Source organism: Paenibacillus sp. lzh-N1, assembly GCF_002872435.1.
Lineage (GTDB): Bacteria > Bacillota > Bacilli > Paenibacillales > Paenibacillaceae > Paenibacillus > Paenibacillus polymyxa_C.
On sequence record NZ_CP025696.1, the window covers coordinates 4,808,865 to 4,821,318 of the forward strand.

The 12,454-nt window shown below is 41.2% G+C and carries 14 protein-coding genes and 2 pseudogenes; 6 read left to right on the forward strand and 10 right to left on the reverse strand.

Going from position 1 to position 12,454, the window contains the following annotated elements:
* Positions 1-7 precede the first annotated feature (7 nt).
* The 3 genes from C0638_RS21375 to C0638_RS21385 all read right to left on the reverse strand — a co-directional run bounded on the left by C0638_RS21375 (position 8) and on the right by C0638_RS21385 (position 1,930).
* Positions 8-286, reverse strand: coding sequence for a DUF6809 family protein (locus C0638_RS21375; RefSeq protein WP_013371066.1), 279 nt, complete (start codon positions 284-286; stop codon positions 8-10).
* 297 nt (positions 287-583) lie between these two features.
* A complete protein-coding gene (locus C0638_RS21380; RefSeq protein WP_058712566.1) occupies positions 584-1,426 on the reverse strand; it encodes an alpha/beta fold macrolide esterase in 843 nt (280 codons plus the stop codon).
* 135 nt (positions 1,427-1,561) lie between these two features.
* Positions 1,562-1,930, reverse strand: a complete 369-nt coding sequence (locus tag C0638_RS21385; RefSeq protein WP_017428542.1) for a hypothetical protein — start codon at positions 1,928-1,930, stop codon at positions 1,562-1,564.
* Between the two features lie 191 nt (positions 1,931-2,121).
* Between C0638_RS21385 and C0638_RS21390 the strand changes: the two genes are divergently transcribed.
* From C0638_RS21390 to C0638_RS21405, 4 genes and pseudogenes are all read left to right on the forward strand, one after another.
* Positions 2,122-3,546, forward strand: a complete 1,425-nt coding sequence (locus C0638_RS21390) for a spore germination protein (protein WP_058711097.1) — start codon at positions 2,122-2,124, stop codon at positions 3,544-3,546.
* A gap of 65 nt (positions 3,547-3,611) precedes the next feature.
* A complete protein-coding gene (locus C0638_RS21395; RefSeq protein WP_233902245.1) occupies positions 3,612-4,769 on the forward strand; it encodes a Ger(x)C family spore germination protein in 1,158 nt (385 codons plus the stop codon).
* 246 nt (positions 4,770-5,015) lie between these two features.
* Positions 5,016-5,393, forward strand: coding sequence for a GerAB/ArcD/ProY family transporter (locus C0638_RS26015; protein ID WP_267893714.1), 378 nt, complete (start codon positions 5,016-5,018; stop codon positions 5,391-5,393).
* Positions 5,384-6,114 (forward strand): annotated as a pseudogene (locus C0638_RS21405) (GerAB/ArcD/ProY family transporter). The gene C0638_RS26015 and the pseudogene C0638_RS21405 overlap by 10 nt, the downstream one beginning before the upstream one ends.
* 53 nt (positions 6,115-6,167) lie before the next feature.
* On the opposite strand, the gene C0638_RS21410 reads toward C0638_RS21405, so the two are convergent.
* Both C0638_RS21410 and C0638_RS21415 read right to left on the reverse strand, forming a co-directional pair.
* Positions 6,168-6,860 carry a pseudouridine synthase gene (locus C0638_RS21410; protein ID WP_013371058.1) on the reverse strand — a complete coding sequence of 231 codons (693 nt, stop codon included), beginning with the start codon at positions 6,858-6,860 and terminating at the stop codon, positions 6,168-6,170.
* A gap of 138 nt (positions 6,861-6,998) precedes the next feature.
* Positions 6,999-7,190 (reverse strand): DUF3934 family protein, encoded by a 192-nt coding sequence (locus C0638_RS21415; protein ID WP_014599732.1) that lies wholly within the window; start codon positions 7,188-7,190, stop codon positions 6,999-7,001.
* 210 nt (positions 7,191-7,400) lie between these two features.
* Here C0638_RS21415 and C0638_RS21420 point away from each other — a divergent pair, with 210 nt between their 5' ends.
* Positions 7,401-7,829, forward strand: a complete 429-nt coding sequence (locus C0638_RS21420; protein ID WP_013371055.1) for a VOC family protein — start codon at positions 7,401-7,403, stop codon at positions 7,827-7,829.
* A gap of 72 nt (positions 7,830-7,901) precedes the next feature.
* On the opposite strand, the gene C0638_RS21425 is transcribed toward C0638_RS21420, so the two are convergent.
* Positions 7,902-8,285: a winged helix-turn-helix transcriptional regulator gene (locus C0638_RS21425; RefSeq protein ID WP_013371054.1), complete on the reverse strand. Its 384-nt coding sequence runs from the start codon at positions 8,283-8,285 to the stop codon at positions 7,902-7,904.
* A gap of 232 nt (positions 8,286-8,517) precedes the next feature.
* Here C0638_RS21425 and C0638_RS21430 point away from each other — a divergent pair, with 232 nt between their 5' ends.
* Positions 8,518-9,093, forward strand: coding sequence for an NAD(P)H oxidoreductase (locus tag C0638_RS21430; RefSeq protein WP_058711095.1), 576 nt, complete (start codon positions 8,518-8,520; stop codon positions 9,091-9,093).
* Positions 9,094-9,164: 71 nt separating this feature from the next.
* Here the strand turns inward: C0638_RS21430 and C0638_RS21435 are convergent.
* The 4 genes and pseudogenes from C0638_RS21435 to C0638_RS21450 all read right to left on the reverse strand — a co-directional run bounded on the left by C0638_RS21435 (position 9,165) and on the right by C0638_RS21450 (position 12,370).
* Positions 9,165-10,122: pseudogene (locus C0638_RS21435) on the reverse strand (FecCD family ABC transporter permease).
* Positions 10,123-10,169: 47 nt separating this feature from the next.
* Complete coding sequence (locus C0638_RS21440; protein WP_058711094.1) at positions 10,170-11,195, reverse strand: FecCD family ABC transporter permease; 1,026 nt, start codon at positions 11,193-11,195, stop codon at positions 10,170-10,172.
* A 33-nt stretch (positions 11,196-11,228) separates the two neighbouring features.
* Positions 11,229-11,855, reverse strand: a complete 627-nt coding sequence (locus C0638_RS21445; RefSeq protein ID WP_233902248.1) for an ABC transporter substrate-binding protein — start codon at positions 11,853-11,855, stop codon at positions 11,229-11,231.
* 65 nt (positions 11,856-11,920) lie between these two features.
* Positions 11,921-12,370 carry an immunity 63 family protein gene (locus C0638_RS21450; RefSeq protein WP_058711093.1) on the reverse strand — a complete coding sequence of 150 codons (450 nt, stop codon included), beginning with the start codon at positions 12,368-12,370 and terminating at the stop codon, positions 11,921-11,923.
* Positions 12,371-12,454: the final 84 nt, after the last annotated feature.

The following is a 12,454-nucleotide window of genomic DNA, read 5'->3' on the forward strand; positions in this document are numbered from 1 at the left end:
CGATCTTTTAATTTCGATAGTTTATCCCATCAATTATTTCAATTATCGTCAAAGCCCCTGCTTTGTACCCTGAAATATAATCTGAGGCAGATAATATAGAAATCAGTACATCATTTAAATCGGATAGTTCTTCAATTAATTCGTAATCTTGTTCCGACAATCTTGCTTTTAATGCTTTCATAGAAGCGGATATTTTCTGATGGACTAGCTCAAGCTCAGGGTTTTTAGGCTTGGTCCGTTGGCTTGGGTACCATTTTCCATAGTATAAATCCTCCAAGATACTCATATATTCATCTTCTTCTCCCTTTTAAATAAGATTTTGTGTAAATTTCAGAATCGTAGATGCATTTTGTTCCCTGAAAATAGAATATCCCATTGTAATGTCACTAATGATTTTTTAGCGAATATTTCACTAAGAATCATTAAAAAACTATTAATCAATTAAGCACAGACTTTTTATTAAATAGAAAAAAACCAAAAAAAGCCCTATCCCGTAGGACAGAGCTCTACATTTCTAATGACAACTTTGAAAAGTTGCATTTTCTACTCTAATTTATCTGATCTAATTGTTCGGCTGATTAAACTAATTTGGCATCGAAGTGTGTTTTGAAATTGAATCGATAATCAAATCCCAGTCGTCATAGTGAATCTCATGTCCGGCACCTTCCAATGCCAGTAAAAACGCACGCGGAATTTCGTTAGCAAGATGTATTCCATGTTCATAAGGGATAATCGGATCTTCAGTACCGTGTATAACCAGTGTAGGAACGTTTATTTCCCCTGTCCTGGCCAAATAGGATTCTCCACCTGACAGCATTGCGTGATTATTCATACTAGCCATATTATTGCTTCTTTTCCATTCTTCTTTTGCCAGTTGATACACCTTATTCTCATCGAAGGAATGCTTTGAACCTACTAGAATTCTTGATCTACCTACCACAAAATCAACCACCGATTGTTCGTTCGTCCAATCTATTGCTTCCATATTCGAGAAATAGTCCATAACCTTTTCCTCCATCGGTGGAAGATCGAGAGCAAAATTGGACGTGGCTAAAAGAGTCACCGTTAATACTCTGTCTGGATGTCGTAGAGCTATCATCTGAGTCAGCATTCCGCCCATAGACATCCCTACGATATGCGCTTGTTCAATCTTATAAGCATCCAAAACTCGAATCGCATCATCTGCCATGTCTTCAAAAGTATAGTCTGGTTGACCCGGTTCATAAGTTGTAGAACATCCGACATCTCGGTTATCATAACGAACGACAAAACGACCTGTATCAGCTAAACGCTGGCAGAATTCTTCCTCCCACCAGATCAGTGAGGATTGAGCGCCCATAATCAGTAATATTGCTGGGTGAACTTGCTCGCCGAAACTCTCACTACAGATTTCTATTCCATCGCTTTTTATAAGTAGTTCATTCATGTAGAATTCCTCCCTTCAATGATATCAATGATATATAACAAAAAAACACCGAATATTACCTTCATCACTTATCCTTATTAAGTACTTCCAGTGCCTCTGCCTTAGACAGACAGGAATTACCGATCTACTCGGTCGCTAGTTTAAGATATTTTGTTGCAAGAAATTTAGAAAATCTCTTTGCATAGAGCCAAGCGTAAGAATTTTTTTGATTATCCTGAACCTACTGTGCTGGCCTTTGATTTTAAATGACCATACTGCAGAAGACAGGTGTCCAGAATGATATTTTTGTTCTTGTAAATCAGCTATTTCATATTCAACTTTTTGTACTACTTTTGTGGAAAATAGATTGAGGAAAAGGATAATAATCCGATCATTATTTAAGAGTAATATGGCTCGACTTGTATAAGCCGAAAAGCTCTGTGGAGTTGAATAGCAGATGAGCATGTCAGATTCTCTATGAGGTTCTGCTAGCTTGTCGATCAATTTTTTTGTAATGAATAGCATGATCAAATCCCTCTCTATCTGGATGTTTAAATGAATTGACAGTAAAGAATATCCATCAAAAATATTATACTACACAAGTAAACTATTCCAAAAAAGGATAGTCATCTGTAGCCTGTTTGAATAATTAATCATGGATTATTGTGGTATTATTTCGGATTATTGTTAATACTACGAATCTGAGGAGGGTAACAATGAAGTTACATACCAAATTTTCAAGACAATTATGCCGGAATATCGAGCTCATTTGTGACTTCATGGGTAATAGTTCGGATTTTGTTGTTCGTGAAATCACAGCTGGTCATAAACACGCCGCTCTTTTTTATTTGGACGGAATGACTGACATGCAAAAGGTACAGGACAATGTGATCCGTCCGTTGCATGATCGTGTCTCCTCTGACGAGATCACTTTACCGTTATTGAAAAACGCAATTTTGGACATTGGTGAAGCAAGCTTTACTCAAAACTTTGAAGATGCCTTGGAACAGATCCTCTCAGGTGGTCTTCTCCTCCTCCTAGACGATATGGATGAAGGATTGGTCATTTCTTTGCCTGGATGGGAAGAACGCAGCATTTCGGACTCGAAGACGCAGCCAGTGGTCAGAGGTCCGCAAGAAGCGTTTACAGAAACTTTACGTACGAATACGACTATGGTTCGCCGAAGGGTGAAGGATACAAGAGTACGTCTAACTACCATGAAAGTTGGTGAAAAAACTAGGACCGATATATCCGTCATGTATTTACATGGGGTCGCTGACCCAAAAAAGGTGCAGGACATGATATCCAAGTTAAAGAACATGCATGTAGAAGGCGTGCTTGAAAGCGAATATTTGGAAGAATGTCTCCATGATAAACAACTCACGATATTTCCGCTCTTTTACAATTCAGATCGCCCAGACTCTATTGCAGCAGGAATTATGGAGGGGAAAATAGCGATATTTGTGGATGGATCTCCCTTCGCCATTCTTGCACCTGCGGTGTTTGCAGATTTCCTTCAATCGGCAGAAGATTATTATCAATCCTTTGTTTACAGCAGTATCATTCGAATATTAAGGTACATCTGCCTGGCAATCTGTATGTTGGCTCCGGCCATTTATGTCGCATTAACGACATTCCATCAGGATATGATTCCAACCGTTTTATTATTAAGCTTATCCGCGCAACGTGAAGGAGTACCGTTTCCCGCATTTGTTGAGGCGATGATCATGGAAGTAGTTTTTGAAATTCTGAGGGAGGCAGGTCTTCGTATGCCACGGACGGTTGGTCAAGCCGTTTCTATTGTCGGGTCCATCGTGATCGGCCAGGCAGCTGTAGAAGCAAACATCGTTTCGGCTGTTATGGTCATTGTTGTTGCAATAACGGCCATTTCCAGCTTTGTCATTCCCTCGTACACCTTTGCCATTCCAATCCGGATATTACGTTTCGCCTTCATAGGCATAGCCGCTATGTTTGGTGTGTACGGGTTGACTGTTGGTATTCTTATGCTCTTTGTACATCTGAATGGGCTTCATTCATTCGGTGTACCGTATTTGAGCCCCTTTGCCAATTACAAATCGTCGGAGCAGAGGGACGCAATATTGCGTTTTCCATATAGGACAAAAAAACATCGCAAAAACTAAAGGAGTAGACCATCATGAATTCGTATCGATCCACCATTTTATTACTGTTTATGTGCATCTGGCTAATGGTGTTTCTTACGGGTTGTTGGAATAGTAAGGAATTGAGCGCAATTTCCGTCGTGATGGCTCTGGGCATTGATGCTGTTGATGACCAATATGAAGTCAGTTTACAGGTGGTTGACCCATCGAAAATGTCTCAGAATTCCCCCACGGAACGGACGCCAACGATCGTTTTTTCCAAACGCGCCGATACCATATTTGAGGCTATTCGAAAATTAACAACGGAATCGTCCCGCAAAATGTATATGTCTCACTTAAAGTTTGTCATTTTTGATGAGAAAACCGCAAAAAAAGGAATCAAGGAGCCGCTGGACTTTCTATTCCGTGATCATGAAGTTCGGCCTGATTTCTATTTGGCCGTTGTCAGAGAAAACTCGGCAAAGGAGGCCGTTACTTTTGTAGCTCCAACCGAGGTTTTGCCTGCAATGGATATGTATAAGGCATTAAAGATTTCTGAGAAAGCATGGGCTCCAACTTCCGCGGTCAATGTAAAAGATCTTTTGCAGAAATTTACGGAGGATGGCATTGAACCAGTCCTCACAGGTATTCGACTGACAAACCTAGAAAAAGGTCTAACTATTGATAATGTGACAAAGTCGCCTCAACATGTTAAATATTTTTTCACTGGAATTGGTGTTTTCAAGGGCGATCGACTTATCGATTGGATGGATGATTCACAAAGTAAAGCATTTACCTATATATCCAACCGTGTTTCCAGTACCGTAGCTTCCATCGATTGTCCGAATTCCAAAGGAAAATTTGTTGTTGAAGTAATCCGTTCCAAAGTAAAAATACATCCAGAAATAATAGACCATGAGCCGCGCATTTCTCTTATTGTGGATACAGAATCCAATATCGGAACAATCTCGTGCAATGCCAACCCTAAGAATGAAGAGACATTTAGAGATCTTCAAGAATCAGCTAAAGAGCATCTGCAACAGTCTTTGAAGAAAGGCATTTCGCACGCACAACAAATCGGTTCCGATATATTCGGGTTTGGAGAAGCTTTTCACCGCAAATTCCCGCGTGAATGGCATAGATGGAAAGAGGATTGGCCACAAAAATTCCAAACACTTAAAGTGGATATTCAGCTCAATTATCGTTTAGTTCGGTTCGGAGACATCACTAGTCCAATTGATATGGGAATACACAATCAGGAGTGAATGCATATGCTTTATGTGATTCTCGTAACTTCCATTTTAACATCGTTGTATGAGTTTAAAAAATTTAAAGAGAAACAATATGTACGTGAAATTGTATTCAGCTCAATATTGTTGATTATAGGCGTTATATTGATTATCCTACGGATCGTCAGCATTAAATTGCCGACTCCACTAACAGGCATTCAAATCCTATTTCAACCGATATGCCGTTTACTTACAGAAATGTTATCTTAAGGAGGTATTAAGGTGAATTCCAACTTGACCGTTCGGCAAGCTATTATGTGGTTTGCATTATATCAAATAGGAAGCGCATATCTGGTACTCCCAGCGGCAATTACCGCTGCCGCTAAACAAGATGCCTGGCTCTCCATCCCAATCTCCTTAGGGTTTTATCTGTTATTGATACCTTTATATACCTCCATCGCTAGGCAAATACAGGGGAAATCTTTCGTAGAGTATCTCCGTTGCCTCTTCGGTCCCTTGGGCGGAACGATCAGTATCGTTTTCATTTTTTTCTTTCCCTTTCTTGTGTTCATCATGACGCTTCGAAATCTAGGCGACTTTATCACGATAGCTATTATGCCTGAAACTCCCCCGACGCCATATATTTCATCATGCTTATAGTCATTTATTTCGCCGTTCGATCAGGCCCCGCTGTAATTGGCCGTTGTGCGGAAATCCTGTTTTTTTTCCTTCTTGTTCTGTATCTTTTAGTCAGGATTACCCTTCTTCCTGAGAGCAAAATAGATAATGTGCTCCCTATTTTTGAGTATGGTTTGAACCCTATCGTTCTCGCTTCGTTCAATTTGTTTGCCTTTCCCTATCTTGAGGCATTTCTGTATCTTTTTTTGCACAGTACATCCCTGATCCAAAAAAGTGGAGAAAGACAGTGATAACATCTGCTTTGATTAGCGGCGGCATGTATTTTCTCATGGTTCTACAAATAATCGCCGTGATGAGTGAAGGTGTTGTATCTAATTTGACATTTCCTACTTTTTTTATTAACCGAACAATCAGTAGCGGAGAGTTTCTTCAACGGTTTGAAATTTTCGTTGCAGTGTTCTGGTTTGTCACTATTTTTTTCCGACTCGCACTGCTTTTATATGTTTCAGCACAAGGGCTTGCAGATGCTTTTCGCCTTCGAAACGCTAACTCTCTCTTAGTTCCTTTGATCCTAATCGCAATAGCAATGGTTCATTCTATTTGGCCAAACATGCAATTTATAAACAAGTTTTTTTCAGTATGGCCTTTTTACGCCATGATTTTCGGTATTGTGTTTCCTATTGTGCTATGGCTGGTGGGTAAGTTAGGCGGCTCGTTGAAATTACGTAAAAAGTATCACTAAGTTGCGTTGGCCGTATGAACATATTGCCTTCAAATAAACTTTTGTTGTACTCATTATTGCAATTTAGCGAGAAGTAGCTCCAGTTCCTCCTTCTCAAGATGTCTCCATTGCCCACGCTCCAGATGATCCAATGTAATATTCATAATTCGAACACGCTCCAGCTTGAGTACCCTGTAGCCCAAAGCCTTGCACATTCTACGAATTTGCAGGTTTAGACCCTGTGTCAAAATAATACGGAACTCGTATTCGCTTATACGATCAACCTTGCACGGTTTGGTAATGACGTTCAATATTTCAACGCCACGAGACATGGTCTGTGTAAATTCATCTGTAACAGGTTTGTCTACAGTCACCACATATTCCTTCTCATGACCATGCTCGGAACGCATCATTTGATTGACAATGCTTCCATCGTTCGTTAATAAAATAAGCCCTTCTGACGCCTTATCCAGCCTGCCAATGGCAAAAATACGTGAAGGATAATTGACATAACGAATAATATTGCCCTCCACTTGCTCCGCTGCCGTACATACAATGCCGATAGGCTTATTTAATGCCAAATATACGGGTTCACTATGATTAATCGGAATAGGCTTCCCATCGATCAACACGATATCCAGTGGCTCTACTTCCGCTCCCGCTTCACATACGCTGCCATTAATTGTAATTCGCCCTGCTGCAATCAGCCTGTTCGTTTCCCGACGTGAGCAGAATCCTGTCTCACTAATGTACTTGTTAATTCGCATGATTCACCTATTTTACGTTGTAGTATGAGAAATATGGATCAATACAGGCGGTACGTCTTTAATCCACTAAAAAAACATCTGATTATGCGTACGTAATCAGATGTTAGCCTTTTAAAAACAACCCTATACATGCTCGGCCTACTTACTTCTGCCGCCTCTGTTACCAATTGGTTTGGCAGCGCCGCCTTTTGCAGCTCCTGCCGCTGTATTTCCTGGTGCACCGGTAGCAGCGCTTTTTCTCCTTACAGGCTTCGCCGTTTTGTTCCAGCGTGTCCAGCCTTTACTTCCCGTACCTCTGCCGGTTCCGCCACCCTTACTTTTTCCACCCATATAATCACTCCATGACTAGTCGTTCAGATTTAACTAAGCTATCATACCATTACTTTAATCATAATGCCCATTTGTTTTAAAAATTGAACATGTTAAGCCGCAAATACTTTTGTAAAATGGATCTTATTGTATTTTTGTTTGTTTGCAGGTAAATAATGAAATGAGATTGTATAGTATGGGAAAATAATGATCCTTAAAGGAGTGAAACACATGTCAGTTGATGTTTATCTTAACTTTAATGGAAACTGTCGCGAGGCAGCAGAATTTTACGCAGAGGCATTTGGGACTGAGAAACCAAAGATCATGACGTTCGGTGAAGCACCGCCCAACCCCGATTATCCTCTACCAGAAGAAGCCAAAAATTTGGTCATGCATACGCGGCTTCAAATTGATGGTAGTAATGTGATGTTTTCAGACGTTTTTCCTGGTATGCCTTTTGTTGCGGGAAACAACATCAGCCTCGCCATCGTCAATAAGGACGAAGAGAAAATTCGATCGTACTTTCATAAGTTAAAAGAAGGCGGGACCGTAAACATGGAACTTCAAGAAACATTCTGGAGCAAATGTTACGGCAGCCTCAAGGATAGGTTCGGAATTGAATGGCAATTAAGTTATGACAACGGAATGACCGACAGTTAGCCTTTTATATTGTCTTACGGACAGTTAAGCCCTCACAAGCTATCTGATTGAATGCTTTGTGAGGGCTTAATATCAGTCGCAGCCTTGGAATTCTTCTAAAACCTTGAATTTGTCTCCATGGATCTTATCCAGGTGATCCTCTCCCCAATAGCATAAATGATCTAGCGCGGGTTTTAATCCCCAGCCGTAGTGCGTTAACTCATACTCCACTTTAGGTGGGATTTCATTAAAAACCTTTCGTGTAACAATCCCATCCTTTTCCAGACTTCTGAGCTGAGTGGTCAGCATTTTTTGAGTAATACCGGGCATTAACCTACGAAACTCAGACGATCGTTTCCGTCCTGTCATCAGATGGTAGATAATTAAAGGCTTCCATTTTCCTCCCATTACCTCTAAAGCTGCTTCCACTCCAACTTGATACTTCTTTTGAACCCTATTTTTGGTCGGTTCATTCATTCCTTAATCCTCCTTTAGAAGGCTACGTTTGCTCAGAACAACCCATCACTTCAATTCGTGACCCAGGTCAGTTTAGGTAATCTACCTAGGGCACTTCCATGTTCCTATGGCACCTGTATCATCCTATAGAACGTAAAAGTGCGTACTTCCAGATTATTTTCCTACTGTTTATAATAGCATCAACCATTGAACATGCCCAGAAATCAGCTATTGAGAAAGGTAGTGAATAAATATGAAAGTATTAAGCGTTGTTTCACATCCGAGAAAAGATTCTTTAACCTTTAAGGTTGCTGGTCGTTTCGTACAAGGTCTTGCCGATGCAGGCCACGATTATGAGATATTGGATTTGCATAGGATTGGTTTTGATCCTGTTTTAAAAGGAGTAGACGAACCGGATTGGTCCGTTGCGAAGCAGTCCTTTTCCCCTGAAGTAGAAATGGAAATAAAGCGGATGAAGGAGCATGACGCGTTGGCATTTATTTTTCCACTTTGGTGGTGGCATTTGCCAGCTATGCTGAAGGGTTATATTGATCGTGTATGGAACAATGGGTTTGCGTACGGTTCGAATAACCTTCATCATCAGCATATCTTATGGATTGGCTTGGCCGGCGTTTCGAAAGAACAGCTGAAAAAGCGCAACTATGATGAAATGATTACTCATTTGCTGAATGTGGGTATTGCAGATTATTGCGGTGTTTCCAATTCCAAGGTTGAATTCTTAGATGAGACACTGGGTTCAAATTCCGGTCATTATGAAATACTGCTGGACCAAGCTTATCGCTTGGGTTTAAATTATGCCAAAGATTAGGTTTAATTACAAGACGCTAACCCAGCCATATTTTCCATGGACATGGGTTAGGGTCTTTCATTGATCTACATTTAATTGGCCTTTGACAACAAATAGAGGAAATAAGGGGTAACCAGGATAGTAATTATGATTCCGGTTGGAATATCAGCACCAAAACTGATTGTCCGTGTAAGTGTGTCAGCAATTAATATGACCAGTGCACCAACCAATGCAGTGGTAGGTAATAGTAGCTTATGATTGGGACCTACCAGCCTGCGAGCCAGATGGGGACTAACCATCCCCACAAAAAAGAAATTCCCACCAAGTGCCACGCTACCAGAAGCCAGAGCCACTGCTGCGATCGTCAAGCCGATAAATTCCCTTTTAATGGCTACGCCGAGCCCCGATGCTGTCTGATTTTCCAAATTCAGCGTATTGAGTGTGTTAGACCTGTAAAAAACGTAAAGGCAGATAATCAGCACCCAGGGGAGCAACACCATTATATAGCTCCAGTCGTCCCCCCCACAGGTCTCCAGCCTGCCAACGCAGAGCAAAATCATACTGTTGCTTGTCTAGTCGGAGCGTCAGTATCAGCGACAATGCGCTGTAGCCACTCCCCATAGCAACACCCGTTAAAATTAGGCCTGTAGGCGAAATGTCTCTTCCCCGCCTGAAAGCAAACATAAAAATCAAGAAAGCTGCCGTTAGTCCGCCTGCAAAAGCCAGCCCTGGAAGAATAATAGGCGATAGTAATCCCTCACTAGCGAACAGCGTAATATACAAAAGCACAAATAACCCTGAGCCCGAGCTGATTCCTAGTGTCCCCGGACTGGCCATGTCGTTTTTGAGCAGGCTTTGCATAATACAACCCGATATCCCCATGCCAATACCCACTAATACGGAAAGCACAATACGTGGCAGTCGAAATTCAAATACGATCAGGTTCTGCTTATTCGTTCCTTCGCCGATGATGACCTTGAAAACTTCGAGTGGGGACAGATTCATTTTCCCGACATTCATGCTAAGTACAGCAACCAGTAGTGTCAACATGGTTAACAGTAAAATAATGCTTATACCCCTGCTATTGCGGGACAGCTTCAACTAAACTCCCTCCTTTGCTTGCGCACAAGGTAGAGAAAATAGGGTACTCCGACCAAAGCAAAAATAATGCCCAGCGGCGTTTCATGAGGGCGATTAATCATACGACCCAGCAAATCTGCTGCCAGTAGAAAGACTGCGCCATACAGCGCTGAGGCGGGAATAATATATCGATAATCTGTACCGACCAGATATCGCATAATATGTGGCACGATCAAACCTACAAAGCCAACAGGACCGACAACAATAACCGATAGCCCCGTTAGAATTAATACGATTAGGGTTGAAAATAGCTTAATTCTATTCGCACGAATTCCCAAGCCTGACGCCACCTCCTCTCCAAAGCTCAAGATCGTAATGGAGGGAGAAAGGGCGATAGCACAGACCAAGCCCACTACAAATAGTGGTGAAATGAAAGCCAGTTCACTCCACTTGGCACTAGCAGTACCACCAGCAGACCAATAATCAAGTGCTTGACCAATCTCATACTTAATAGCAAGAAAAGTGCTAAACGCACCAAAGAGCATGGAAATGGACATTCCTGCTAGCACTAAGCGCTGAGGAGTCATTCCCCGCTTGCCTATAGATGCGATGTAGTACGTAATTCCTGTCGTGATTGCTGCACCTAAACAAGAATACAGCATGGTCTCTCCGTAGGTGCGACCTGGTAAAAAGGCCATACATAGCGCAATAGCAAATGTCGAGCCTGAGCTTATACCGATGAGTCCCGAGTCGGCCAATGGATTGCGAGTGGTTCCCTGCATAATAGCCCCGCACACAGCCAAGCTGCACCCTACAATGATGTCTGCCACAGTGCGTGGAAAACGCAAAGTATAAATGATTTGGTGTTCCGTAATATTGGGATCAAATTGAAATACAGCCCCCCACGCCAGCTTCAAGTTCATCTCCGCAGCACCAAAGGTGATGGATGCTGCGGAAACTACCAAGAGCAGGAACACGCCCACGATCATGTAGCTTACAAAATGAAATATTCCTTTTTTATTTCGTTCTTTGTGAGTAGACATCGATTACACCCTTAGTTGGTCAATTATGCATCGTTACTTCGTCTGTTCCAGTAATTTTCCAATAATATAATCTAGCTGTCCTGTCATACTAGCAACGTCTGAATAATAGAAAAGTCCTGCATATTTCGCTGGAATTTCGATAATGTGCCCATTTTTGACGGCTGGAATACTGCTCCAGATTTTGGTCTTCGCATATTCGGATTCTTTGCCTTCCTGCTTAAACCACAGGACATAATCCCCAAAGTATTCAGCAGCTACCTCATAGGATAAAGAACCTCGTCTCTCTCCGGAATTTTTAATCAATGTATTGAGCTTTTCCGGTTTGTGAAGTCCTAGAAAATCGTAAAGCAACGTTCCTCCCCGTGAGCCTGTTTCATAATATATTCCGTAGGATCCACTGCCCCAGTCCTCGAAAATGCTAAATGTTTTGTCCTTGAATATATCGGAATTAAGTTTTTCTTTGGCCTCACTCAGCTTGCTTTCAAACTGTGAAATCACTTTATCCGCTTCTGCTTCATGTCCTGTGGCCTGACCAAGGAATTTCAACCGTTCCACAGATGTCATTTTACCCTCAGGTATTACAAGAACAGGCGCAATTTTGGACAACTTATCATAATCCTTTGTGTCATATGTAATGATGAGATCAGGATCGTATTTCATAATTTCCTCGGTCTCCCACTTTTCAATAACAGGAATCCCATTAAACTTATCGTAAAAAGGCATATTTACTTTAATGGGTTTTCCAACATTGCCCTTCTATTCGCTTCATGCCATTCCTGATAGATTCCTCCAATTTCATAAAATGCGTTATTCATTGCTGTTGTCAGCTCCTTCATGATCTCCTTGGTATATTTTAGATGAGTATTTTGGTTATCTACTTTATATTTGCGAAGCAGATTTAGATGAGCAATGATATGAATTGTATCTTCGATGATCCAATACATCACATCCTCTACATCTTGAGTAAGCTTATTCAGCATCTGTACGCCTCTTTCATACATCTGTAGCGTATACCCCTGTTTGCCAACTTTCACATACGGACTCAGATCATCATAAAAATCCGTACGAAAAGGTCGTCTTACATATTGCTCATATTGTTCTTCGTACATCGAAGTTTGTTCGAGCAGCTTAATGGTCATCTCTATGATTTCTTGTTCTCTGTATATTTTTTTCATCAGATTTCCCCATCCTTTTCTCTACTAAAATTCAGGTCATAATCATATTAGGTCATAAGTGATGCAATAAAATACTAAACTATT

Excerpts from the sequence above, each read along its gene's own strand:
- C0638_RS21445 (WP_233902248.1), bottom strand. The coding sequence starts at position 11,855 with ATGAAATACGATCCTGATCTCATCATTACATATGACACAAAGGATTAT.
- C0638_RS21450 (WP_058711093.1), bottom strand. The coding sequence starts at position 12,370 with ATGAAAAAAATATACAGAGAACAAGAAATCATAGAGATGACCATTAAG.
- C0638_RS21420 (WP_013371055.1), top strand. The coding sequence starts at position 7,401 with ATGTCAGTTGATGTTTATCTTAACTTTAATGGAAACTGTCGCGAGGCA.
- C0638_RS21440 (WP_058711094.1), bottom strand. The coding sequence starts at position 11,195 with ATGTCTACTCACAAAGAACGAAATAAAAAAGGAATATTTCATTTTGTA.
- C0638_RS21395 (WP_233902245.1), top strand. The coding sequence starts at position 3,612 with ATGGTGTTTCTTACGGGTTGTTGGAATAGTAAGGAATTGAGCGCAATT.
- C0638_RS21380 (WP_058712566.1), bottom strand. The coding sequence starts at position 1,426 with ATGAATGAACTACTTATAAAAAGCGATGGAATAGAAATCTGTAGTGAG.
- C0638_RS21430 (WP_058711095.1), top strand. The coding sequence starts at position 8,518 with ATGAAAGTATTAAGCGTTGTTTCACATCCGAGAAAAGATTCTTTAACC.
- C0638_RS21425 (WP_013371054.1), bottom strand. The coding sequence starts at position 8,285 with ATGAATGAACCGACCAAAAATAGGGTTCAAAAGAAGTATCAAGTTGGA.
- C0638_RS21390 (WP_058711097.1), top strand. The coding sequence starts at position 2,122 with ATGAAGTTACATACCAAATTTTCAAGACAATTATGCCGGAATATCGAG.
- C0638_RS21415 (WP_014599732.1), bottom strand. The coding sequence starts at position 7,190 with ATGGGTGGAAAAAGTAAGGGTGGCGGAACCGGCAGAGGTACGGGAAGT.
- C0638_RS21375 (WP_013371066.1), bottom strand. The coding sequence starts at position 286 with ATGAGTATCTTGGAGGATTTATACTATGGAAAATGGTACCCAAGCCAA.
- C0638_RS21385 (WP_017428542.1), bottom strand. The coding sequence starts at position 1,930 with ATGCTATTCATTACAAAAAAATTGATCGACAAGCTAGCAGAACCTCAT.
- C0638_RS21410 (WP_013371058.1), bottom strand. The coding sequence starts at position 6,860 with ATGCGAATTAACAAGTACATTAGTGAGACAGGATTCTGCTCACGTCGG.